A 23,985-nucleotide genomic window follows, 5' to 3' on the forward strand; every position below is an offset into this window, starting at 1 on the left:
ACGACTCAAATGACTCAAATGACTCAAGCAGCCTTGACGATTCGCAAAATATGTCTACTCTGCATATATGCATCGTGCATATATATGGAGTGACACGTGACCGATCGTCCCGAGAACCTGCTGGGCGTGCTTGCGCTGCTGATCGTCGACGAATTGCAGTCCGCGGATCAGAGCGACGCCGATACCCTCGGCTTCACCGCCCGCGCGATGCTGAACGCGGTCGGCATGTATCCCGGCTGCACGATCGAGCAGTTGCGCACGGCCGTCGATCTGTCCCATCCGGCGGCGGTCCGCGCGGTCGGCGGCCTCGTCGATGCGGCGCTCGTCAGGAAGCAGGCGAGCGCGGACCGGCGCGCGGTGTCGCTGACGCTGACGCCGGCCGGCCGGGCCGCCGCGAACCGCACGCTCGCGCATCGCGACCGCATGCTCAAACGCCTGACCGGCCATCTCGACGAAACCGAACGCGCGCAGCTCGACGCGCTGCTCGTCAAGATCCTGTGGCACGAAACGCGCGACCCGGCGCACGCGATGCAGCTGTGCCGCCTGTGCGACGACAAGCCCTGCCTCGCGGCCGGCTGCCCGGTCGAGTGCCGCGAGGAAGGGCTGCCGATGCCGGACGGCGCCGCGTGATGATCGCGAGACTCGACGCGCGCTGGCGTTCGATCGTCGCGCTGAACGCCGTCTCGCTGCTGTCGCAGCTCGGGCAGTTCGGGATCGGCTTCGCGGTCATTCCGCTGTGGCTGTCGCATCGCGGGCTCGGCGTCGTCCGGCTCGGCGACTTCGCGGCGCTGCAATGGACGGGCATGCTCGCCGGCATCGTCGTCGCGCCGGCGCTCGCGCGGCGTGGCGGCCCGCGCGTCGCGGTCGGCATCGGCCTGCTCGCGACGCTCGCCGCGTTCGGCACGATCGCGGCGCTCGACTGGCCGGCGCTGGTGCTGCCGGCGCTGCTGTCGGGCTTCGGCGTCGGCGTGCGCTGGATCGCGAACGAGACCTGGCTGTTCCGGCTCGTGCCGGAGGAAGCGAGCGGGCGCATCGTCGGCGCGCACGAAACGCTGATCGCGCTGGCCGGGATGCTCGGGCCCGCGATCGCGATTCGCGGCGCGACCGCGCACGCGGCGGCGCTGTGGATCGGCGCGGCCGTCACGGCGGCGGCCGGCCTGCCGCTGCTCGCGGCATCCGCGCGGCTCGATCGCCTCGCCACGCCAACGCACGGCAACGCGGGCGATCCGGCGGAAATGTCATCGCACGCATGCGCATCGATCGGCCTCGGCTGGGTCGTGGCCGCGGCGGCGGGCATCGGCGACGGTGCGATCTTCGGTCTCGCGGTCAAATTCGGCGAAGGCAACGGCATCGACGCGACGAGCTGCGCGATGCTGCTGACCGTGTTCGGGCTCGGCAGCACCGTTGGCCAATATCCGGTCGGCTGGGCCGTCGACCGGATCGGCGTGCCGACCGTGACGGCCGGATGCGCGCTGGCCGGCGCCGCAGCGGGCCTGGCGCTCGCGCTCGCCGCCGGCAGCATCGGCGTCGCGGTTCCGGCGATGTTCGTGCTCGGTCTCGCGAATCACGCGCTGCTGACGCTCGCGTGCATCACGGTCGCGGCCGCGCCGCGCGCGCACCTCGATCGCCTGATGCGCGCGATCTCGATCGTCTTCACGCTCGGCTCGATCGCAGGCCCGTTCGTCGCGTCGCACGCGATGCTGCGCTTCGGCGCGAACGCGCTGATGTGGCTGATCGCTTTCGTCTGCGCGACGTCGTGCGCGTATGCGTTCGGCCTGCGGCATGGGTTCGCCGCGCGCGCCCGAAGCAGCCGGCGGCGGACGCCCCGCGATCGATCCGGCCGCCGCGCCACGGTCACGCGCTGACGCTTACTTCGGCTCGTCCGGGTAGTAGTTGAGCCGCCGCGACAGATCGTCCGCCGCGTCCCGAACCTGCCGCACGAGCCCCTGATCGACCATCGCCTTTTCGAGGAACGGCCGCGCGACGGTCAGCGTCACCGCGGCGACAATCATCCGCGAACAGTCGCGCACCGGCGCGCTGATCACCGAGATGCCCGGCTCGAACGACGATTCGCTGACCGCGCAGCCTTCGGCCACGTACTTCTGCGCGCGTTCGTAGACTTCCTTCGCCGTGCGCGGCGTGTGAGGCGTATAGGTCGGCAGCATCGACTCCGGGAACAGCGCGGCAAGCTCCGTCTCGCTCAGATCGCCGAGCAGCACGTGCCCGTGCACCGACGCATGCGCCGGAATCCGCGTGCCGACGTTGACCTTGATCGTGCTCAGCGTGGAGTCGCGCGTCCACGCCTTCGCGACGAACACGACGTCGCGCCCGTCACGCACGACGAGATGGCTCGCATAGCCGGTCTCGTCGCGCAGCCGCTCGATCACCGGCGTGCCGATGTCGGTGATCGCGAGCGAGCTCAGGTATTCGAAGCCGAGCTTCATCACGCGCGGGCCGAGCCGGAAATCGCGGTCGCGGTTCGCGCGCTCGAGATAGCCGAGCGTCGTCAGCGTCTGCACGAGCCGGATCGCGGTCGTGCGCGGCAGGCCGAGGCGCTGCGAAATCACGTTCGGCGTGAGTACCGGATCGTGGTGGCTGAACAGTTCGAGAATCCGCAAGCCGCGCTCGAGCGCGGGGACGAGGTACGGATCGGCGGCGTCGAGGGCGCTGTCTTCGGATTCGGACATGGAAATCGAGGTGAGGACCGGGGTGACGATAATAACGGGCTCGATGCGCCCGGTCCCGCATCAGGCCGATCGTGCCGCGGCGCCGCTCGGCGGCATATCGGCATCGTCGTCGATCTCGATGCGCTTCACCTCGCCGAGCAGGAACGTATACGACAGCGCGCCGAGCACCGCGAACAGGCTGATGAGCCCGAGCGCCCAGCCGAACGAACCGGTCTCGCGAAGGATAAAGCCGATCGCGATCGGCGTCACGATACCCGACAGATTGCCCGCGAAATTCACCGCGCCGCCGGTGAAGCCGATCATGCTCTTCGGCGCGATGTCGCCGATCAGCGACCACGACGCCGACGCGACGCCCTGCGCGAAGAACGCGAACGACATGATCGCGATCACGACCCAGTTCGTGTTCGTCAGCAGCGCGAGGGTCATCGTCGGCACGAGCAGCAGGCCGGTGATGATCGGCGTCTTGCGCGCGGTGCCGACGCTCGCGCCTCGACGCAGCAGCCAGTCGGACAGCGCGCCGCCCGCGAGCACGCCGATCGACGCCGCGACGAACGGCACCGCCGACGCGCTGCCCGCCTTCAGCACGGTCATGTGGCGCTCGCTGATCAGGTAGCTCGGGAACCACGTGAGGAAGAAGTACAGCGAAGACAGCGACGCGAACTTGCCGACGCAGATCGCAATGATCTGACGGTTGCGGAACACGATCGCGAGCTTGCGCCACGGGAAGCTGTGGCTGGCCGCCGCGTCCTTCGCATCGCCGACGAGTGCGCCGCCGGTGCGGATGTGCCGCAGCTCGGCTTCGTTGACCCAGCGGCACGCTTCCGGATCCCGATAGAGCAGATACCAGACACCCGCCCAGACGACACCCGCGAGCCCCGTCGCCCAGAAGATCGCGCGCCAGCCGAACGCGTGCTCGATCCAGTACAGGCCCGGCGTGAGCGCCGCCATCCCGATGTACTGGCCGACCAGATAGAAGCTCGTCGCGCTGCCGCGCTCGCGCTGCGCGAACCAGATCGACACGACGCGGTTGTTGATCGGAAACGTCGGCGCCTCCGCGACGCCGACGCCGAGCCGCAGCCCGAAGATCGTCGCGAAGCGGCCCGCGAAGCCCTGCAGCACCGTGAACGTCGACCAGAACAGCAACGCGAGCGCATACATCACGCGCGACCCGAAGCGGTCGACGATCCAGCCGCCCGGAATGTTCGCGAGCACGTAGGTCCACGAGTACGCGGAGAACAGCACGCCGATCTCGACCGGGCCGAGCGAGAACTCGTGCTTGAGCAGCGGCACCGCGACGGACAGGTTCGCGCGGTCGACGTAGTTGATCACGGTTCCGATGAACACGAGCCACAGCATCAGGAAGCGCACGCGCGTGGGTTTGGCAGCGGACATTCGAGGTCTCTCAGGTTGGGGTGACTTATGACCATAGGTGGTCATATACACCACCAGAGGAAAATGGTGCGGTGGCCAAAAAGCGACGTCAAGGTCTGACGATTAAATTTTGCGCTTGCCGGGCTGCGACGCTTGACCCTATGATTTTTCCACCCAATGAACAAATAACCATAGGTGGTCATTTTCGCCGATGACGCGGAAAGACCGCCCCCCACGTCGTACCCATCGAAGCATCACCAACAACATGAAAAAGAACCTTGCACTGGCCGGCTGCGGCCTGCTGATCGGCACGCTCGCGCATGCGCAAAGCGCCGTCACACTCTGGGGACAGGTCGATTCGGGCCTCACGTATCTGAGCAACAAGAAAGGCGGCTCGACGATCGGCACCGCGTCCGGCATCGGCGCGCCGACCCGCTGGGGGCTCGACGGCCGCGAGGATCTCGGCGGCGGCTATCGCGCGGTGTTCAAGCTCGAAAGCGGCTTCAACGTGAACACCGGCACGCTGATCAAGCCGAACACGCTGTTCGACCGGCAGGCATACGTCGGCATCGACGGCCCGACCGGCACGCTGACGCTCGGCCGCCAGTCGGACCTGATGGACGACGTCGCGATCCGCTATTCGAACGCGTTCTGGAACCGCAGCCTGTACTCGTATCACGCGGGCAACCTCGACAGCCTGACCAACGGCTACCAGATCGAGAACGCTGTGAAGTACCGCAGCCCGGATCTGTACGGCGTGCACGTCGGCGGAATGGTTGGTTTCACCGGCTCCGACGCGACCGGCCACACGGCCGGCGCGTTCGCGACGTATGACCGCGGCCCGCTGTCGGCCGGCATCACGTACATGACGACGAAGCGGCGCGTGCTCGATATGTATACGTACTTCGGCTTCACGCAGTTCCTCGGCCAGACGCTATCCGCGACGAAGACGTTCCAGTCGAACGAAGTGAACAACTTCGGGATCGGGCTCACGTATCAGCTCACGCAGCCGCTGCTCGTGAACGCGCTGTTCACGCGCACCGACATCAAGGGCGCGAGCGCGTCGACGCATATGGAAAACCAGGACGTCGGGCTGCTGTACCGCTTCACGACGGCCGAGGCCGTGACGCTCGACTACACGTATTCGCGGATGGGTTCGGATCACTGGAACGCGGTCGAGGCCGGCAATCTGTTCTCGCTGTCGAAGCGCACGCAGATCCAGACGACGCTCACGTATCAGAAGGCGTCCGGGAACGGCGCGACCGCGGCGACCTATCCGAACGGTAATTCATCGAATCGGTCGCAGCTCATCGCGCACGTCGGGATCACGCATTCGTTCTGATCGAGCGTTTTGGCGGCGACGCGGGCGGCGCGGGTGCCGCCGTCGCCGTGATCCATCCTTCGCGCATCACGCGCCGCTCAGCTCGAGATGCAATGCACGAAACTCGTGCGCGAGCTTGTGCGCCGGGTCGAGATGAATGACGGGCTTCGCCTGCTGATGCGACTCGCGGATCTTCACCGACGACGACAGCCGCGCCGCCAGCACCGGCAGCCCTTCGCCGACGAGCTCGTCGACGAGCTTCTGCGGCAGGCTCGCGCGCGGCTGGAACTGGTTGATGACGATCCCCTCGACCGCGAGATCGGCATTGTGATCCTGCTGGATCTCCTTCACGTTCTCGAGCAGCGTGTAGAGCGCGCGGCGCGAGAAGTCGTCGCAGTCGAACGGAATCAGGCAGCGGTCGACCGCGATCAACGCGGAGCGTGTGTAGAAATTCAGCGCGGGCGGCGTGTCGATGTAGATCGCGTCGTACTGGTTGTCGAGCTCGTTCAGCGCGTCGCGCAGCTTGTAGATCTTGTAGCGCGATTCGAGCTTGCCGTGCAGCGTGTCCAGATCGGGATGCGCGGGCATCACGTCGAGATTTTCAAATGGTGTCGGATGGATGAACGACGCGACGTCGACCGGCTTGAAGCTGAAGGTCAGCGCGGTGTTGAAGAAATCGGCGACGGTCGGCGTGGCTTCGGCGGCGGCGGCGCCGAGCAGATACTGGCTCGAGTTCGACTGCGCATCGAGGTCGATGACCAGCGTGCGCAGGCCCTCGCTCGCGCTGATCGCCGCGAGATTACAAACGATCGTGGATTTGCCTACGCCACCCTTCTGGTTGAATACGACGCGCCGCATGTCTTCGTTCCCCTGTTTCCGTGTTGGTCCGTGCTATGGAAGGGGTCCAGCATACCTGAGACGGGCCGATGGAAAGATGACTGGAGCGGGTTTTTGTCAGCCGCCCCGGCATCATTGAAACGCGCGATCAGGCCCGATTCGCGGCGATTTCCAACACGACCCCGCGTTGCGCGGCGATTCCCTGCTCCATTCGCCGCATCACCAATTCGACGACCGACCGCGGCGCCTGCTCCGGATCGCCCGCGTTGAACGGCGGTGCCGGCGCATATTCGAGATCGAGCTGAACCGCCTGCGCCTCCTCCGCGCCCATCAGTTCCGCAGCAACCGTCAATCCGAAATCGATGCCGGCGGTCACGCCGCCGCCCGTGATCAGATTGCCGTCGCGCACGACGCGGCCGCGCGCCGGAATCGCGCCGAAAGGCTCGAGCAACGACTGGAATGCCCAGTGCGTCGTCGCGCGTCGTCCACGCAGCAGCCCCGCCGCGCCGAGCACCAACGCGCCGGTGCAGACCGACGTGACGTAGCGCGCGCCGGCGGCCTGCCGGCAAATGAATTCGAGCGTCCGCGCGTCCTTCAGCAGATCGACCGTCCCTCTTCCGCCGGGCACGCAAATCACGTCGAGCGGCGGACAGTCGTCGTACGTGGCGCTCGGCGTCAACACGAGCCCGTTGCTTGATATCACTGGTTCGCGCGTTTTCCAGATCAGTTGCGTCGACGTGCCGGGCAACGACGCAAGCACGTCGTGCGGGCCGACCAGATCGAGTTGCTGGACTTGCGGGAACACCAGAAAGCCGATTTGCAGTGTCATCGGAATACCTTGTCGGATGGGGAGCGGATTCGCGCCCGCCGGTTAGCGAGATGGGTTGGCGAGATGGACGAATCGATTCTATGCAGGTAGCCTTTGGCGAAATTGCCATTTCACCATCGATTTCCGCCAAACGATGTCACGCGCATCCCGATCGATCCTGCTGCTCGCGTTTCCGGACGTTCAACTGCTCGACGTCTGCGGTCCGCTGCAGGTGTTCGCGTCCGCCAACGAGCTCGCCACGCAGCGCGGGCTCGGCAAGCCCTATGCGCCTCGCGTCGTCGCGGCGCAAGCCGGGCTCGTGACGACCTGCTCGGGCCTCGCGCTGATGGCCGACTCGATAGGGTCGGTGAAAGGGCCGGTCGATACGCTGATCGTGCCGGGCGGCCGCGGCATCGGCGCGGCATCGGCGGATGCGCGCCTGATCCGGTGGGCGCGGCGGCAGGCGAGCCGCTCGGCGCGCGTCGCGTCCGTGTGCTCGGGCGCGTTCCTGCTTGCGGAAGCCGGCTTGCTCGACGGGCGGCGCGTGGTCACGCACTGGACCCGCTGCGACGAGCTCGCCGAGCGTTATCCGAAGCTGCGCGTCGAAACCGATCCGATCTTCATTCGCGACGGCACGATCTGGACGTCCGCCGGCGTGACCGCGGGCATCGATCTCGCGCTGGCACTGGTCGAGGAAGATCACGGGCGCGCGATCGCGCTCGACATCGCCCGCGAGCTCGTCGTGTTTCTGAAGCGGCCCGGCGGCCAGTCGCAGTTCAGCACGATGCTGTCGATGCAGAAGGCAGACGACCGGTTCGGCGAATTGCATGCGTGGATGGCGACGCATCTCGCGTCCGATCTGTCCGTGCCGACGCTGGCCGGACGGCTTCACATGAGCGAACGCAGCTTCATGCGCCACTACAAGGCGGGGACGGGCCGCACGCCCGCCCGCGCGGTCGAGCAGCTCCGGATCGAAGCCGCGCAGCGGCTGCTCGGCGAAACCTCATGGTCGATCAAGCGGATCGCGACCCGATGCGGGTTCGGCAGCGAGGAAACGATGCGCCGCTGCTTCGTCCGTCTGCTGCGCGTGACGCCGCAAGCGTACCGCGAGCGTTTCTCGTTTCAATGACGCGCCGGCAATCAGCCACGCTCAGCCACGCTTCACCGCCGGTCGCCGGTCGCCGGTCGCCGGTCGCCGGTCGCCGGTCGCCGGTCGCGCGCGAATTTTCGCGCGGCCGTCACTCCGCCCGATACTCCTGCGGGCTCTTCCCGGTCCAGCCCTTGAACGCGTGCCGGAAGTTCGCCGCATCGCTATAGCCAAGGCGGTTCGCGATCTCCTCGTTCGTCATCCGCGTCTTGCGCAGATACTCGATCGCGAGATCGCGCCGCACGCCGGCCAGCAGATCGCGGTAAGTCGTGCCTTCCACCTCGAGCCGGCGACGCAGCGTGCGCGCGGTCATCGCCAGCGTCTTCGCCATCGAATCGATGTCCGGAAAACGCTTCGGCATCTGCTCGAGCAGCATGCGCTGCACCTGCCCCGTGATGCCGCTCGCGTGAATCAGCCCGGACAGGAACTGCTCGCACATCTCGCGCGCCATCGCGTGCGTGACCGAATCCGGCAATGCGGACCGGCGGTCGAGCCAGGCGGCGTCGAGCTGCACCTCGTTCGCCGGCTGATCGAATTGCACGCGGCAGCCGAGCAGCCGGTGATACTCGCTCGCGTGTCCGGGGGCCGGATAGGCGATGCGCATGACCGACCAGCCGAACGCGCGCCCATAGAGGTCGCGCGTCATCGCCAGGTGCGCCGCGCAGGTGAACTCGAGCGCGAAGCGGTACAGCGGATCGTTCGGATCCTGCGACAGCAGCACGTCGTAGCGAAAGGACTCGACGTCGCCGTCGCGCGTATGGAACAGGTCGGCCACCGGCGCCGCGGCACGGTGGTACTTGACGACGAGGTCGATCGTCGCGGCATGCGTCGGACTGCTCAGCAGCGCGTAGCCATATATCCCGTACGCGGTCAGCCGCATGCGTGCGCCCGCGCGCAGCGCGATGGCCGGATCGCGCGCGAGCCGCACAGCGTTGCCGAATACGATCGTGACCTGACGATACGACACGCGCGTCGCCGGATCGCCGAGCGCGGCCTCGTCGAGTCCGCTGCCGGCCAGCACGAGCGACGGCGCGACGCCGTCTTCCGCCATCGTCTCGACGACGGCAATGATTCTTTGCGGCCCGTAGACACGCGGTTCAAAATCGGGTGGCGGGCTAAACACGGGACTCCAGCGTCTGCCCGGACGTTTGCGCTCGACGCCGACGGCCGGGATCGATCCGATAGGGGAAGGTCGTCGCGAGCATAGCGAACCGTACGCGCGGACACAGATTGGTGGTTACCCGAGGTGGCCGGAATGTCTCGAAGTCACCCGGCTCGCGGTCAAAACTAACCTTTTTTCGCCGATGCCGGTGCAGGAAGATTTTTGCCCGGCAAGCGCAAAGCGCTGCAACGCCCCACCCCGCTCAGAAGGAGACGTCATGTCATCGACCGCGGATCAGGCGGCCATATTCGGCCGCTATCGAAACGTTTGTGTGATCGGTGCCGGCGTGATCGGCGCATCGTGGGCGGCGCTGTTTCTCGCGCACGGATTGAACGTCGTCGTCAATGATCCGAATCCCGACATCGAGCACACCGTGCGCGAATTGCTGCGCAAGGCCGCGCCGACGCTCGCGGCGCTCGGCCTGCCGCACGACGGGTTCGACGCACGCCTGCGTTTCGAGCCCGATCTCGAGCGCGCGGTGGCGGGTGCCGATCTCGTTCAGGAGAACGGCCCCGAGAACCCCGAATGGAAGCAGAAGCTGTGGGCGCGCATCGAAGGCGCGGTGCCGAAGCACGCGCTACTGCTGTCGTCGAGCTCCGCGCGTCCGGCGACCGAGCAGTCGCGCGACATGAAGGATGCGAGCCGCATGCTCGTCGGCCATCCGTTCAATCCGCCGCATCTGATCCCGCTCGTCGAGGTCGTGCCGGGCGGGCGCACCGCGCCGGAGGCCATCGCCGACGCCGTCGCGTTCTACGAGGCGCTGGGCAAGGTCGCGCGCGTGCTGAAGAAGGAGATTCGCGGTTTCGTCGCGAACCGGCTGCAGCGCGCGATCATGCACGAGGCGTGCTATCTGGTGCAGGAAGGCGTCGTCACCGTCGACGAGCTCGACGATATCGTCACCAGCTCGATCGGGCTGCGCTGGGCCGTGAACGGCCCGTTCAGTTCGTTCCACATGGGCGGCGGGCCCGGCGGGCTGAGAGCGTTCTTCTTCGAAGGGCTCGGCACGAACATGGCGCAAGCGTGGAAGGTCCGGCCCGAAGTCGTGATGGACGACGCGCTGAAGGAGCGGATCGCGTCCCAGGCCGAGGCGTCGTTCGGACGCACGCCGATGGAGGAGATGGAACGCACGCGCGACGATACGCAGGTCGCGCTGCTGCGCGCGAAAGCCGCGCTCGCCGCGCGGGGCGGGAAGCAGTAGTCATAAGCAGTAGTCATAAGCGGCAGTCATAAGCGGCATCCATAAGCAGCAGTCATAAGCGGCCCGCATGTCGCCAACGGCGACGGAGACGAAGCAATGAGCAAACTCTTCGAAGGACTGAAGGTCATCGATTGCGGCAGCTTCATCGCGGCGCCGATCGCCGCGACGCTGCTCGGCGATTTCGGCGCGGACGTGATCAAGATCGAGCCGCCGACCGGCGGCGGCGACCCGTCGCGCCATCTGCCGAAGCTGCCGGGCATGCCGAAGGCCGAGCATCCTTACGGCTGGCTGCTCGACAACCGCAACAAGCGCGGTCTCGCGCTCGATCTGAGCAAGCCCGACGGCCAGGCGATCCTGCATCGGCTGGTCGAAAGCGCCGACGTGTTCGTCACCAACTATCCGCTCACGGTGCGCAACAAGCTCGCGATCGACTATGCGCGGCTGTCGAAGCTGAACGAACGGCTCGTCTACGCGTCGTTCACCGGTTACGGCGAAACCGGCGACGAGGCCGGCAAGCCGGGCTTCGACGCGACCGCGTACTGGGCGCGCTCGGGCATGATGGATCTGGTGCGCAGCGACGCGGCGACGCCGCCCGCGCGCGCGGTCGCCGGCATGGGCGACCATCCGTCCGGCGTCGCGCTGTTCGCGGCGATCTCGCTCGCGTTGTATCAGCGCGAACGCACCGGCCGCGGCACGCAGGTCGGCTCGTCGCTGCTCGCCAACGGAATCTTCGCGAACGGCATCATGGCGCAGGCCGCGCTGTGCGGCGCGACGTTCACGCCGCGCCCGCCGCGCGAGGAGAACCTCAACGCGCTCAGCTGCTACTACCGATGCCGCGACGGACGCTGGCTGCTGCTCGTGATCATCAACGACGAGCGGGACTGGCCGACGTTCGCGACTTGCATCGGCCGCGCCGACCTGATCGACGATCCGCGCTACGCGAAGCAGGCCGACCGCTTCGCGCACTCGGCCGAGCTGATCGCGACATTCGACGAAGTGTTCGCGACGCGCGATCGCGACGATTGGCGCGCGCGGCTGAACGCAGCCGGCATCATCTTCGAGTGCGTCGCCGAGGTCGAAGATCTGCCCGGCGACCGGCAGATGATCGAAACCGGCGTGCTGCTGCCGATCGAAGGCGAATCGATGCTGACGATCAACAGCCCGTTCTTCGTGGACGGCGCGGACAAGGTGCCGCCGCACCGGGCGCCCGGGCTCGGCCAGCACAGCGACGAGATCCTGCGCGACGCGGGTTACGACGACGCGACGATCACGCAATTGCGCGAGCGCAGGATCGTCCTGTAGCGGCGTGATTCATCGTGTTCCCGGCCATCGATACCCGATCACCGAATCGACCGGGTAGGCGAGCTCGCGCACTTCGTCGAGCTGGTTCCCGCCGAACAGATACACGCACTCGGCGTCGTGCCGCAGATAAAACCCGACGTGCCCTTTCCAGCTCGCCGGGTCGTCCCGCGTCAGCACCGCGACGCATCCGTAGACCGGCCGCTCGAGCGACGTTCCCCAGTCGAGCCACGAACGCGCGAGCGCGGACCCGGTGCCGCGCACCCCGGCCTTCGCCATGCACCAGTTGACGAACGACGAGCACCACGAAATCTTGTCGTCGTAGCCGACCAGATTCGTTTGATCGTTGTATTCGACGATCCGCGGATTCGTGTCACCGGCGGCAAAGCGCCTGACCCCGCGCTCGCCGATCGCGACCGGCATCCACGCCGGCGTGTCGGCGGCCGGGCGTTCGTCGGAATGCGTCTGCATCGGTCGAGGTTTCTCCATCGTTCAGCCCGCGTCCGCGCGCCGGCTGTCAGACGGCGCGGCCGCATCGTATTTTCGCCAGATCCGCCGCATGTGCCGCGCGGAGCCGAAGCCCGCGCGCTCGGCGACGGCCTCCATGTCGAGCGACGACTGCGCGATCAGCTCGCGCGCCATCGCGACCCGCAAACGATGAATGTAATCGAGCGGGCTCATTCCCGCATATTGATGAAACAGCCGCGCGAGATGCCGCGTGCTGCTGCACGCGATGTCGGCCATCCGCTCGACGCGCCAGTCGTGCGCGGGATCGGCGGCGATCGCGTCCTGCACGCGATGCAGCGCCGCATGCAGGTGATTGCGCCCGTCGATCCATGGCGACAGTTGCGGATCGGCGCCGCCGCGACGCATGTACACGACCATCTCGCGCGCGACCGCGCACGCGACGCGCGGCCCGGACAGCTCGGCGATCAGGTGCAGCATCAGATCGATGCCGGCGGTCACGCCGGCGCTCGTGCTGACCAGGCCGTCCGTCACGTAGAGCCGGTTCTCGAGCACCTTCGCGCGCGGCTCGATCGTGCGTAGCGTATCGCAGAGCGCATGATGCGTGGTGCACTGGCGAGCGTCGAGCAGGCCCGCACGCGCGGCGATCAGCGCGCCCGAGCACACGCAGACGATGCGATGCGCGAGCGGTGCCGACATGCGTCGCAGCCAGTCCGCGACCGTCGCCGATGCCGCGTCGGATTCGTCGCACGCCGCGTCGTCGCCGCCCGGGCTCACGCCGACGATCACGACGATCGCATCGTCCGGCAGTGATTCGGGCAGCGGCGCGAGGCCGGCGAGCGGCAGACCGATCGACGTCCGCACGCTCGGCAGCGGCCCGACGTAGCCGAGCTCGAACCGCGCTGGTGTGTCGCCGGCCTCGTCCGGGCTCAGCTCCGACGCGATGCGCAGCACCTCGGCCGGCCCGGCGAGATCGAGCATCAGCACGTTCGGCAGCAGCACGAACAGCACCGGAATCGCGGCGCGCGAAGCGGAGGTCGATCGTGATCGCGTCGATGCTGGCGTCGGTGCTGGCGTCGGTGCTGGCGTCGGTGCTGGCGTCGGTGCGGGTGTCGGCGGCATGGGTCTGGCGTCGTGCGAAGCGTGCGGCGCGTGTCGAGCGTGCCGCGGGCCGGCCCCGCTTAAAAAGCGCCGGTCAGCCGTTCAGCGCGTCGTCGACCGTCGCGATGCGCGCGAAACGGTCTTCGAGCACGAGCTCGGTGTGCTCGCGGATCTCCTGCGGCGTATAGCGGCGCCCGGAGCGCGGATGCGTCATTGTAAAGGTCAGCGTCGCCTCGCTCACATAGTCGACCGCGAAGCCACTGTCCGACGCGTGACGCGTGGTCGTCTCGCAGCATTGCTCGGTGCGGATGCCGCTCACGATCACGCGCTCGATGCCGTTCGCGACCAGCCACGCGGGCAGCGCGGTGCCGGCGAGCGCGCTGTGATAGTGCTTGTGGAACGTGACGGTCGGCGCGATCGCCAGGCCTTCGAGCGCCTTCACGCAGCCGGACGCGAGCGAGAACGGGCCGTCGGGCTCGACGTGGAAGATCTGCACGATCGGCACGCCGCGCGCGACGCAGCCGTCGATCAGCGCCTGCTGCCGCTCGAGGAAGGCCGGCAGATCCGTGTCGGACCAGTCCGGCGTATGGCGGAACGATTCCTGCACGTCGATCACGATCAGGGCGCTTCGGGACATGGGGTTTTCTCCGGATGATTTCAGCGATTGGACGATTCCCGCATGCTACGCCGTGCGCGCCGGCCGCGACAGGCCGGAAGCGGACCGGCACCGGACGTTTTCGGACATCCCGCCGATGCGCGCTTCGCCCCGCTTCGCCGCGCGCGCCGCGCCGCGCACGCGCGGCCCGCGCGGTTCGCCGGCGCGCGGCCAGTCATCATATAAATCGGATCGCAGCCGTTATAGAATCCCCCCGTTTCCCCGCCCGACGACAAGGACACCCGATGATCAAGAAGGCCGACGCGCCTTTCCAGCAGATCAAGACGCTCGTTCGCCAGCGCATCGCGGCCGGCGACTGGAAGATCGGGGAGCGCATCCCGTCCGAGCTCGATCTCGCCGCGCAGTTCGGCGTCGCGCGGATGACGGTGAATCGCGCGCTGCGCGAGCTGACCGAGGAAGGCACGCTCAAGCGCCTGTCCGGCGTCGGCACGTTCGTCGCCGAGGACAAGCCGCAATCGAATCTGCTGATGATCGCGCACATTCGCGACGAGATCCGCGCGCGCGGGCATCAATATCGCTGCCACGTGATCAGCCAGGCGCGCGAGCCCGCGTCGTTCGAGGTCGCCGCCGCGTTCGGCCTGCCGGTCAACACGCCGGTCTTTCACGTCGTCTGCGTGCATGAGGAGAACGGCCGACCGATCCAGCTCGAGGATCGCTACGTGAACCCGGAAGCCGTGCCCGGCTTCATCGATCAGGATTTCCAGACCGAGCCGCCGTCCGAGTATCTGTACAACAACGTGTCGCATCACGAGCTCGAGATCGAGCACGTCGTCGACGCGACGCTGCCGACGAGCGCGCAGGCGGCGCTGCTCGAGATGCGTACCGACGAGCCGTGCCTGATGCTCACGCGCCGCACGTGGACGAACGGCCGGCCGGTCACGTTCGTGCACTTCGTGCATCCCGGCAACCGCTATCGCCTCGGTTCGCGCTTCAAGCCCGGCTCGGCGCGCCGCCAGACCTGATGCGCACGCAACGAAAAGCGGCGGCGAGCCCGAACCGGGCCGCCGCCGCTTTGACGCTGCGCCGTTGATCGCTCAGATCGCGCTCACCTGCCCATCGCGCTGCGACCAGACGACCGGAAACAGCGAATGCGCGAGCGGCGCGCCGTCCGGCAGCTCGTCGGCGAGCCCGGGGAATTCAGGCGACGTCTTCCAGCGCCGCGGCGCATGGCGGATGTCGTCGCCGACGAAGCGGATCGAGAACGCTCGCCGCCGGTTCTGCGCGCCGCCGGACGCATGCAGCGTCAGCATCCGGAAGCACACCATGTCGCCCGGCTCGAGCGCCCAGTGGCGGATCGGGAACGCGTCGCGATTTGCTTCGATGTCCGGAAGATCCGCGAGACTGCCCTCGGGGAACCACTTCGCTTCCTTGTCCATGAACGTGCGCGGCATCAGCCACGGGCCGAGATGCGAGCCCGCGACGAATTCGAGCGTCGATTCGAGCGGCACCGGATCGACCGGGATCCACATGCTGACGTTGTCGCTGCCCTCGATGTTGTAGTACGGCTGATCCTGGTGCCACGGCGTGCGCTGCCGCGTGCCCGGCTCCTTCACGAGCAGATGGTCGTGATGCAGCCGCACCGTGTCGACGCCCATCAGCGCCGCCGCGACCGACGGCGCCGGCGAGCGCGCGATGAAATCGCGATACGCGTCGTTGTGCCGCCAGTTGCAGAAGTCCTCGAAGAACCAGCCCGGATCGTCGGGCCGGCTCGCGACCTTCGAGCGCACGCTCGGATGCGCGAGATTGTCGTCGATGCCGCCCTTCAGCGTGGCGATCTCGTCCGGCGAGAAGATGCCCTTGATGCACACCGCGCCTTCGGTGCGAAACGCGTCGATCAGTTCGGGCGTGACCGCCTGCGCGACGCGTTCACGAATACTCATGGTCATGGCTTGCCTGTCGTCAAATAAATTCATTGCTTCGCGCCGTAGATGTCGAAGTCGAAATACTTCGCGGCGATTTTCTGGTACGTGCCGTTCGCGCGGATCGCGGCGATCGCCTGGTTCAGGCGGCCCTTCAGGTCGGCATCGCCCTTGCGCAGCCCCATCGCGACGCCGTAGCCGGTGATGCGCGGATCGGTCACGTCGCCGCCGGCGAACGCGAAGCCCTTGCCGCGCGGCGTCTTCAGGAACGAGTAGCCGGCCTGCGTCTTGTCCTGGAAGGTCGCGTCGAGGCGGCCGTTGACGAGATCGTCGTAGACCTGGTCCTGCGTCTGATACGACACGATCGTCACGCCCTTCGGCGCCCATTCGGCCTTGGCGTAGGTTTCCTGCGTCGTGCCCTGATCGATGCCGATGCGCTTGCCGACGAGCGACGCGACCGTCGGCTGCAGCTTCGAGCCGACCGGCGCGACGAGCGCGCCCGGCGACGCATAGAGCTTGTTCGAGAAGTCGATCTGCTTCATGCGCTCGTCGGTGGCCGTCATCGCGGACATGATCACGTCGAACTTCTTCGCAGTCAGCGCGGGGATCATGCCGTCGAAGCCCTGCTCGACCCACACGCATTTCGCGTGCAGCTGCGCGCAGATCGCGTTGCGCAGATCGATGTCGAAGCCGGTGAGCGAGCCATCGGGCTGCTTCGCCTCGAACGGCGGATAGGTCGGATCGATGCCCCAGCGAATCGTCGACGTGTCCTGCGCGAACGAGGCGAGCGGTGCCAACGCGAGCGCGGCGGCGAGAAACTTTGCGATCCGGTTCATGTTTTTTCCTTTGTGGTGTCGGCGCGGCGGATGGGCGCGCGGCCGGTTCATCGAGCTGTCGCGACTGGCGTTCGCGATGCGCGACGGGTTGGGGTTCTGGAGAAGCCGGAAAGCAGTCTAGACTGCTTAAATTTTGTGCGCAAGCGGGTGTGGGGTGATGTTTACGCGGATAGGCGCGGCGGGTGTTTGGCGCCTGGTGGTGGAATTTTATGGCGGTCTATGCTGCTGGACTGGGACGTCCGGCGCGGCCCACAGTGAACTCTTCAACATTTCATTATTCAAACATCATAATTTCAATTTAATTACTGTCGTCCAACCGTACCGCTCGATACCTATCACGCCCATGAGGAATTCGTCCCGCCGTTGGCGTCGCGCAGCGACCGGCCTCGTCGTCGTTCTGCTCGCCGCGCTCGCCTGGCGCTCGCTCGCGTCGGACAAACATCCGCAATACCTGACCGCGACGGTCGAACGCAGCGACCTCGAGAACGCCGTGCTCGCGACAGGCACGCTGCAGGCATTCAAGCAGGTCGACGTCGGTGCGCAGGTATCCGGTCAACTCAAATCGCTGAAGGTTAGGCTCGGCGACAAGGTCAAAAAGGGAGAATGGCTGGCGGAAATCGACCCCGTGCTATCGCAAAACGCGCTGCGCCAAGCGCAAACCAATGAGCAAAACCTCGCCGCGCAAAAACGCGCGACGGCTGCACTGCTCGTGCAGGCGGACCTCGAGTTTCACCGCCAGCAGCTGATGCTGCGGGACGATGCAACCTCTCGGCAAGCTTACGAAGCGGCGAAGGCGGCACACGACGTGCAGCATGCGAGCCTCGCATCGCTCGACGCGCAAATTCGCGCGGCCCGCATCCAGACCGAGACCGCGCAGGCCAACCTCGACTACACGCGGATTGTCGCGCCGATGAATGGTGCGGTCGTTGCGATCGTCACGCAGGAAGGCCAGACCGTGATCGCGCAGCAGCAGGCGCCCGTGATCCTCAAGCTCGCCGAGCTCGACACGATGACCGTGAAGGCGCAGGTGTCCGAAGCGGACGTGATGCATGTGCGTCCGGGCCAGACTGCGTACTTCACGATCCTCGGCGAACCGGACAGACGCTACTACGGCAAGTTGCGCGCGATCGAGCCCGCGCCGCAGAACTTTTTCGACGCGCAAAATGCGCTCGGCGGCATCGGTGGCGGTTCGTCCAGGCCCAATACCGCCGTGTTCTACAACGCGTTGTTCGAGGTGCCGAATCCCGACCACCGGCTGCGCATCTCGATGACCGCGCAGGTCGGCGTGCTGCTCGGCACCGTGCAGCAGGCACTCAGCATTCCGGTCGCCGCGCTGGGCGCGATGGCGCCGGACGGGCGGTACGAAGTGCGCGTGGTCGGTGACGACGGCAAGGTCGTTACGCGCCGGGTTCTCACAGGGTTGAACAACAACGTGAAGGTCGAGGTGCGCGAAGGGCTGAAGACGGGCGAGCGCGTCGTGATCGGCGACGCGGCGGATATCGCGGACACCGCGTCCGGCCCGGGGCGCTGACGATGACCCGACCGCTGCTGCAACTCACCGACGTCACGCGACGCTTTCCCGCCGGCGACCGGCAGGTGGTCGTGCTTAAGAACGTCAACCTGTCGATCGACGCGGGCGAAATCGTCGCGATCGTCGGCGCGTCGGGCTCAGGCAAATCGACGCTGATGAATCTCCTCGGCTGCCTCGATCATCCGAGCGCCGGCAGCTATCGAATCGGCGGTCGCGAAACCCGCGATCTCGGCGAGGACGAGCTCGCGCAATTGCGGCGCGAGCGCTTCGGCTTCATATTCCAGCGCTATCACTTGCTGCCGCACCTGAGCGCGGCGGCGAACGTCGAGATGCCGGCCATCTATGCGGGCAAAACGCCGACCGTACGCCGCGCGTACGCCGAACGCCTGCTCGCGCGACTCGGGCTCGAGGAACGCGCCGGGCACCGGCCGAGCCAGTTGTCCGGCGGACAGCAGCAGCGCGTCAGCATCGCACGCGCCCTGGTGAACGGCGGCGAAGTGATCCTCGCCGACGAGCCGACGAGCGCGCTCGATTCGAAAAGCGGTCAGGACGTGATTCGGATCCTGCGGGAGCTGAACGCGCTCGGGCATACGGTGATCATCGTCACACACGACGCGCATGTCGCCGCACATGCGCGCCGAATCATCGAAATCCACGACGGTGAAATCGTCGCGGACCGGCCGAACACGCCGGTCACGGATAGCCCGGCCGCCGTATCGCGGACCGGCAATGCAACGGTGCCGACAAGCGCATCCGCGGCAAGCGAAACGCGAACCGATGCGGTGGACTCACCGATTTCTCCCCGCACGCCGCTTTCGCCACCCACGCCGCTTACGCGCCGCTGGTCTGCCAGCGTCGGCCGCTTCATCGATGCATTCCGGATCGCATGGCTGGCGCTCGTGTCGCACCGGCTGCGCACGATACTCACGATGCTCGGCATCGTCATCGGCATCACGTCGGTTGTGTCGATCGTCGCGATCGGCGAAGGCGCGAAGCGCTACGTACTGGACGAGATCGCCAGTATCGGCACGAACACGATCAGCATCTATCCGGGCCAGGATTGGGGAGACAGTCAGGCGAACATGATCCAGACGCTCGTACCGGCCGACGTGACCACCCTCGCCGAGCAGCACTACATCGACGGCGTGACGCCCGAGACGTCGCGCAGCCTTCTGCTGCGCTACCGAAACATCGACGTGAACGCGCTCGTAAACGGTGTCGGCGAACGCTATTTCCAGGTGCGCGGAATGAGCTTCGCGCAAGGCATCGGTTTCGGCCCTGACGACATCCGTCGTCAGGCGCAAGTTGTGGTGATCGATCAGAACGCGCGCCGCAAGCTGTTCGGAACCCATCCGAATCCGCTCGGTGCGGTGATTTTCATCGACAACCTTCCGTGCGTCGTCATCGGCGTCACGGCGGACAAGAAAAGCACGTTCGGCGACGCGAAGAATCTGAACGTCTGGCTCCCTTACACGACGGCGAGCAGCCGACTGTTCGGCCAACGCCATTTCGACGGCATCATCGTCCGAGTACGCGACGGTCAACCCAGCACGGCCGCCGAAAACAATCTCGTGAAGTTGATGACGCAGCGCCACGGTCGAAAGGATTTCTTTACGTACAACGTGAACGACGTGGTCAAAACGGCGGAAAAAACCGGACGGACGCTGACACTGCTGCTGTCGCTGATCGCCGTGATCTCGCTCGTCGTCGGCGGAATCGGCGTGATGAACATCATGCTCGTGTCGGTCACCGAGCGAACGCGCGAAATCGGCATCCGAATGGCCGTCGGCGCGCGGCAGAGCGACATCATGCAACAGTTTCTCGTCGAAGCCGTCATGGTGTGCCTGCTCGGCGGCGCGATCGGCATCGGGCTGTCGTTCGGCACGCGTTTCATCTTCTCGCTGTTCGTTTCCCAATGGAAAATGGTGTACTCCATCGCGCCGATCGTCACGGCGTTTCTGTGCTCGACGCTGATCGGCGTCGCGTTCGGCTTCATACCCGCGCGCAACGCTGCGCGGCTCAATCCGATCGATGCGCTCTCGCGCGATTGAGAGCGTCATGATGCTCCGCACGCCGACCGCCCCCCACCGCCTGCTTGCATTCGCATGCTCCGCAGCACTGCTCGCCGGCTGCGCGAACACACGCGTTCAGCCGCCGCCGACCGTGAATATGCCCGCGCACTGGACCGTACACGACGCGGCCGGTGACGCGGCACGGACACCTCCGTCCGCCCTCTTCGGTCTATTCGATCGTCCCGAAACCGCACTGGCGCCCACCCTCTGGTGGCGCGATTTCGGCGACCCCGTGCTCGACCGGTTGATCGCGGACGCGCTTATCGCCAACAACGACCTCGCCGCCGCCGCGATCCGCGTCTATCGCGCGCAGTTGCAAGCAGGCCTTGTCGCCACCAACCTGACGCCGGCCGCGGCACTCGGCGGCAACGGAAGCCTATTGCGCGCACTCGATTCGCATCGAACATCGCGCGCGAGCAATCTGTCCGGCTCGCTCAACTATGAGCTCGACCTTTGGGGCAAGCTGGCCGCGCAGCGCGACGCGGCGCGCTGGGAAGCCGATGCGACGCAAGCCGACCGCGACGCGGCGCAACTCTCGCTGATCGGCACAACGGCCGCGCTGTATTGGCAGACAGGCTATCTGAACCAGCAAATCGCGCTCGGCGACGCGAACATCGCGTATGCGAAACGCACGCTCGCACTCATACGCGCGCGCCACGCGGCGGGTGCGGCGTCCGGGCTCGACGTCGTGCAGGCCGAGCAAAGCCTGTCCACACAGCGCGCGGCCCAGACGCAACTGATCCAGCAGCGTACCGAGACCCGTCATGCACTCGCGATCCTGTTCGACCGTCCGCCGCAGGCATGGGCCGCCGAGCCGGCCGCACTGCCGGACCTCCCTCCGCCGGTGGTGCCGGCCGGCCTACCCGCCGACCTGCTCGGACGGCGTCCTGATCTGCGCGCGGCGGAGTTTCGGCTGCGCGAATCGCTCGCCAACATCGACGTCACGCGTACCCGCTTCTACCCGTCGTTCATGCTGACGGGTTCGGTCGACGCATCGAGCGCGGATCTCGAGCGCGTGCTATCGAACCCGATCGCAACGCTCGGCCTCGGCCTTGCACTTCCGTTCATCCAGTGGAACACGATGCAGTTGCAGATCAGGGTATCGCAGACGCAATACGAGGAAGCCGTCGTCCAATTCCGCCAGCGGCTGTACACCGCGCTAGGCGAGGTCGAAAACGCATTGTCAGCACGCGTGCAACTCGAGCGCGAAGGCGAACAACGCACGCTGGCGCTCATGCAGGCACGGCGCGCGGAAACGCTCGCGCGAGCCCGATTCACAGCTGGCGCGACGAGCGTGCAGCCGTGGCTCGACGCGCAGCAGCGGCTGCGCGACGCGCAGGGTGCCGACGCACTGAACCGCTTGCGTCGCCTCAACAACCGGATGAATTTATATAAGGCGCTGGGCGGCGGCGATCGCCGGCCCGATTCAGGTTAATTTCTACAAGGTTTCTCGGAGCGCTGCCGTACAAAAACCTCCGAACCCTGCACGCTCTCCTGATAGAACATCGCCTGACTATGAAACATTCGCGCGTATTTCCCGTTGCGCGCGATGAGTTCGTCGTGGGTGCCCTCCTCGGCGAGGCGGCCATGGTCGAGCACGACGATGCGATCGACGAACCGCGTCAGCGCGAGTCGATGGCTGACGATCACGGCAGTCCGTTGCTCGGCGAGCTCGAGAATAAGCCGCATGATGCCCGCCTCCGACTCCGGATCAAGCGCCGATGTAGGTTCGTCGAAGACCAGCAGGTCGGCCTCGCCGGCGTGCGCCATCGCACGCGCGATGGCCAGCCTTTGCCACTGTCCGCCCGAGAGGTCGATTCCACCTGGTATTTCTGTAGTCAAACGTGTATCGGGACGATCGCCGAGGAACTCGAGGCCAACCGCTCGCAGACATTCCTCCGTTTGCCGCCCATCGCTCGCGACGAGGTTCTCGCGCACGTCGAGCGGAAAGCGTGCAAAGTCCTGAAACACGCCGACCACACGCGGGGGATCATTTGCCGTCGACCATGCGAGCTTCCCGGTCGTCGGTTCGTAGAGCCCGCTCAACAACTTGAGCAAGCTCGTCTTGCCTGCGCCGTTCTCGCCAACGATCGCGACGATCTCCCGATTGCGAATCGTCAGATTGATCCGGTCGACGGCCATGCACTCGGCATCGCGGTATCGCAGCCCGACGTCGTGCAACGTCACGCAGCATTCGGCCGCCGACGTTTCGTGCGTCGTCGGCCGCCGGCAGGCATGGTCGGCGGCCCGCTTCCGCTCGGCAGCGCGAAGCGCAACCAGCGTACGGAACGGACGAACGGCATATGAAACGCGCAACAGATCGCCGAAGTTGAAGATGACCGATGCCAACCCTTCCTTCAGTTGAACGAGCGCGCCGAGCAGGAACGCCAGTTGGGCGATGCTGTACTGGCCGAGCTGGAATCCGTCGATGACGACGTAAAGTGGTACGCCGAGGCAGATGCTCGCCACCATCGACGTCGCGGTGAGCTTGAGCGCGTTGCGCATGCGCACCCGCCTGATGGTCTCCAGATAGTTGCCGTAGAGCGCCTGCCACGCGGTCAGCAGACGTTCCTGCATTCGATAGATGCGCATATCCTTGGCGAATTCGGGCTGCGTCAGAATCCGTTCGAGAATGCGCAGTTCGTTGAACGTCGCCGCATGATGCTCCTGAACGTCCCAGCTTTCGCGCTCGGCCCGTGCGCGAAACAATACGGTCGGCACCATGCCGGCCAGCATCAGGAAAGGAATCCACCACGCCGTCTGCCCCGTCAGCAACAGAATTGGAACGATCATCACCGTCCCGACGCAGACGCCATACAGATGCAGGACGAGGTCGCCCACCTCGTCGCTCGCGTTGGCCGCGAGAATCGCTGTTTCGCGCAACTCGGCATCCTCGTGGATATCGAGGCTCGGGAACGTCGCGACGATCGCGTTCACATCCCGCTTCAACAGCATCCGGGACGAATCGCGCAGCGCGTCCACGATGAAACTCGATATCGCGTTCAATCCATCGTGAAAGCCGCCGAGAATGAAGTAGGCGATGACGAGCGCCATGACGGCAGCGGCGGCCGCATTGGACGTGAGGCGCTCGATCAGTTGCGCGTTGAGATAGAGCAGCACGCTCGGTATGACGCCGACGACGAGATTCGACACGATCGCGAGACTCAGCGCGCGCGGCGCCGCGCGCCATAGCAGCGACAATGCCTCGCCGAGATTGCGCAGGGTATTCGTGGCTTTCATGGCGACAAATCAGCCCGCAAGGGCACGTAGTGGACGAAACTTCAAATGCTCGACGATCGAGGATCGCGCTCCGGAGAACTTCAGGAGCCAGGTCTCGAGATCAGATTTCGCAATCGAAATACAAACGAAAGAATATATAAATATTGCGAAAAGAAAAACGCCGAATTTCTGCAAACGAACCGGAAAAGGAGAGATGCCCACGCCGGAAGCCCTACAGTTCGAAGGGCTCTCGTCATTTCAGGCAAGAATTGGCCCGATGCGACAAAAACGCACACCTCCTGTCACGCCAATAGGAAGATCAATTTTTGGAAAACTATCGATGAGGACTATTACTTTTGAGAATTGACTATCAAATAATTTTGGCGACTTTGCAAT

General features: G+C 65.9%; 20 protein-coding genes and 2 pseudogenes. 11 read left to right on the forward strand and 11 right to left on the reverse strand.

The window, feature by feature from the left end; all coding sequences use genetic code 11:
• The first annotated feature begins 96 nt into the window (after positions 1 to 96).
• On the forward strand, positions 97 to 630 hold the full coding sequence (locus HZI36_RS11525; RefSeq protein ID WP_179402777.1) for a MarR family transcriptional regulator: 534 nt from the start codon (positions 97 to 99) through the stop codon (positions 628 to 630).
• Positions 630 to 1,865: an MFS transporter gene (locus tag HZI36_RS11530; RefSeq protein ID WP_179402778.1), complete on the forward strand. Its 1,236-nt coding sequence runs from the start codon at positions 630 to 632 to the stop codon at positions 1,863 to 1,865. Before HZI36_RS11525 ends, HZI36_RS11530 begins: the two co-directional genes overlap by 1 nt.
• Positions 1,866 to 1,868: 3 nt before the next feature.
• On the opposite strand, the gene HZI36_RS11535 is transcribed toward HZI36_RS11530, so the two are convergent.
• A complete protein-coding gene (locus tag HZI36_RS11535) occupies positions 1,869 to 2,687 on the reverse strand; it encodes an IclR family transcriptional regulator (protein WP_179402779.1) in 819 nt (272 codons plus the stop codon).
• A 60-nt stretch (positions 2,688 to 2,747) separates the two neighbouring features.
• Positions 2,748 to 4,079 carry an MFS transporter gene (locus HZI36_RS11540; protein WP_343050114.1) on the reverse strand — a complete coding sequence of 444 codons (1,332 nt, stop codon included), beginning with the start codon at positions 4,077 to 4,079 and terminating at the stop codon, positions 2,748 to 2,750.
• A 244-nt stretch (positions 4,080 to 4,323) separates the two neighbouring features.
• Here HZI36_RS11540 and HZI36_RS11545 point away from each other — a divergent pair, with 244 nt between their 5' ends.
• Positions 4,324 to 5,400 carry a porin gene (locus HZI36_RS11545; RefSeq protein WP_179402781.1) on the forward strand — a complete coding sequence of 359 codons (1,077 nt, stop codon included), beginning with the start codon at positions 4,324 to 4,326 and terminating at the stop codon, positions 5,398 to 5,400.
• A gap of 66 nt (positions 5,401 to 5,466) precedes the next feature.
• Here the strand turns inward: HZI36_RS11545 and HZI36_RS11550 are convergent, their stop codons facing one another.
• Together HZI36_RS11550 and HZI36_RS11555 are read right to left on the reverse strand one after the other, a co-directional pair.
• Complete coding sequence (locus tag HZI36_RS11550) at positions 5,467 to 6,237, reverse strand: ParA family protein (protein WP_179402782.1); 771 nt, start codon at positions 6,235 to 6,237, stop codon at positions 5,467 to 5,469.
• A 127-nt stretch (positions 6,238 to 6,364) separates the two neighbouring features.
• A complete protein-coding gene (locus HZI36_RS11555) occupies positions 6,365 to 7,045 on the reverse strand; it encodes a DJ-1/PfpI family protein (RefSeq protein ID WP_179402783.1) in 681 nt (226 codons plus the stop codon).
• Between the two features lie 133 nt (positions 7,046 to 7,178).
• On the opposite strand from HZI36_RS11555, the gene HZI36_RS11560 reads away from it, so the two are divergent.
• Complete coding sequence (locus tag HZI36_RS11560) at positions 7,179 to 8,153, forward strand: GlxA family transcriptional regulator (protein WP_179402784.1); 975 nt, start codon at positions 7,179 to 7,181, stop codon at positions 8,151 to 8,153.
• 109 nt (positions 8,154 to 8,262) lie between these two features.
• Here HZI36_RS11560 and HZI36_RS11565 read toward each other — a convergent pair whose 3' ends face one another.
• Complete coding sequence (locus tag HZI36_RS11565) at positions 8,263 to 9,222, reverse strand: AraC family transcriptional regulator (RefSeq protein WP_179402785.1); 960 nt, start codon at positions 9,220 to 9,222, stop codon at positions 8,263 to 8,265.
• A gap of 328 nt (positions 9,223 to 9,550) precedes the next feature.
• Between HZI36_RS11565 and HZI36_RS11570 the strand changes: the two genes are divergently transcribed.
• Both HZI36_RS11570 and HZI36_RS11575 read left to right on the forward strand, forming a co-directional pair.
• Positions 9,551 to 10,531: a 3-hydroxyacyl-CoA dehydrogenase NAD-binding domain-containing protein gene (locus tag HZI36_RS11570; protein ID WP_179402786.1), complete on the forward strand. Its 981-nt coding sequence runs from the start codon at positions 9,551 to 9,553 to the stop codon at positions 10,529 to 10,531.
• A gap of 96 nt (positions 10,532 to 10,627) precedes the next feature.
• Positions 10,628 to 11,833 carry a CaiB/BaiF CoA transferase family protein gene (locus tag HZI36_RS11575; protein WP_179402787.1) on the forward strand — a complete coding sequence of 402 codons (1,206 nt, stop codon included), beginning with the start codon at positions 10,628 to 10,630 and terminating at the stop codon, positions 11,831 to 11,833.
• A gap of 9 nt (positions 11,834 to 11,842) precedes the next feature.
• Here HZI36_RS11575 and HZI36_RS11580 read toward each other — a convergent pair whose 3' ends face one another.
• The 3 genes from HZI36_RS11580 to HZI36_RS11590 all read right to left on the reverse strand — a co-directional run bounded on the left by HZI36_RS11580 (position 11,843) and on the right by HZI36_RS11590 (position 14,033).
• A complete protein-coding gene (locus HZI36_RS11580) occupies positions 11,843 to 12,301 on the reverse strand; it encodes an NlpC/P60 family protein (RefSeq protein WP_246327051.1) in 459 nt (152 codons plus the stop codon).
• A gap of 21 nt (positions 12,302 to 12,322) precedes the next feature.
• The gene (locus HZI36_RS11585) at positions 12,323 to 13,306 is read right to left on the reverse strand and encodes a GlxA family transcriptional regulator (protein ID WP_343050116.1); all 984 of its coding nucleotides are present in this window, start codon (positions 13,304 to 13,306) and stop codon (positions 12,323 to 12,325) included.
• Positions 13,307 to 13,490: 184 nt separating this feature from the next.
• Positions 13,491 to 14,033 (reverse strand): cysteine hydrolase family protein, encoded by a 543-nt coding sequence (locus HZI36_RS11590; protein ID WP_179402789.1) that lies wholly within the window; start codon positions 14,031 to 14,033, stop codon positions 13,491 to 13,493.
• A gap of 263 nt (positions 14,034 to 14,296) precedes the next feature.
• On the opposite strand from HZI36_RS11590, the gene hutC reads away from it, so the two are divergent.
• Entirely contained in the window at positions 14,297 to 15,034 is a 738-nt protein-coding gene (gene hutC, locus HZI36_RS11595; RefSeq protein WP_179402790.1) for a histidine utilization transcriptional repressor HutC, read from the forward strand.
• Positions 15,035 to 15,106: 72 nt separating this feature from the next.
• Here hutC and HZI36_RS11600 read toward each other — a convergent pair whose 3' ends face one another.
• The gene (locus HZI36_RS11600; RefSeq protein WP_179402791.1) at positions 15,107 to 15,958 is read right to left on the reverse strand and encodes a phytanoyl-CoA dioxygenase family protein; all 852 of its coding nucleotides are present in this window, start codon (positions 15,956 to 15,958) and stop codon (positions 15,107 to 15,109) included.
• 23 nt (positions 15,959 to 15,981) lie between these two features.
• A complete protein-coding gene (locus HZI36_RS11605) occupies positions 15,982 to 16,767 on the reverse strand; it encodes an ABC transporter substrate-binding protein (protein WP_179402792.1) in 786 nt (261 codons plus the stop codon).
• Positions 16,768 to 17,110: 343 nt separating this feature from the next.
• Here HZI36_RS11605 and macA point away from each other — a divergent pair, with 343 nt between their 5' ends.
• The 4 genes and pseudogenes from macA to HZI36_RS11620 all read left to right on the forward strand — a co-directional run bounded on the left by macA (position 17,111) and on the right by HZI36_RS11620 (position 21,805).
• A complete protein-coding gene (gene macA / locus HZI36_RS11610) occupies positions 17,111 to 18,298 on the forward strand; it encodes a macrolide transporter subunit MacA (protein WP_179402870.1) in 1,188 nt (395 codons plus the stop codon).
• A gap of 2 nt (positions 18,299 to 18,300) precedes the next feature.
• Positions 18,301 to 18,985 (forward strand): annotated as a pseudogene (locus HZI36_RS27500) (ABC transporter ATP-binding protein); the annotation flags it as partial.
• A gap of 149 nt (positions 18,986 to 19,134) precedes the next feature.
• Positions 19,135 to 20,349: pseudogene (locus tag HZI36_RS27505) on the forward strand (ABC transporter permease); the annotation flags it as partial.
• Between the two features lie 10 nt (positions 20,350 to 20,359).
• A complete protein-coding gene (locus HZI36_RS11620) occupies positions 20,360 to 21,805 on the forward strand; it encodes an efflux transporter outer membrane subunit (protein ID WP_179402871.1) in 1,446 nt (481 codons plus the stop codon).
• Here HZI36_RS11620 and HZI36_RS11625 read toward each other — a convergent pair.
• Positions 21,802 to 23,610, reverse strand: coding sequence for an ATP-binding cassette domain-containing protein (locus HZI36_RS11625; protein WP_179402794.1), 1,809 nt, complete (start codon positions 23,608 to 23,610; stop codon positions 21,802 to 21,804). The genes HZI36_RS11620 and HZI36_RS11625 overlap by 4 nt on opposite strands.
• Between the last annotated feature and the right edge of the window lie 375 nt (positions 23,611 to 23,985).

Source organism: Burkholderia guangdongensis (genome assembly GCF_013403875.1).
Taxonomy (GTDB): domain Bacteria; phylum Pseudomonadota; class Gammaproteobacteria; order Burkholderiales; family Burkholderiaceae; genus Burkholderia; species Burkholderia guangdongensis.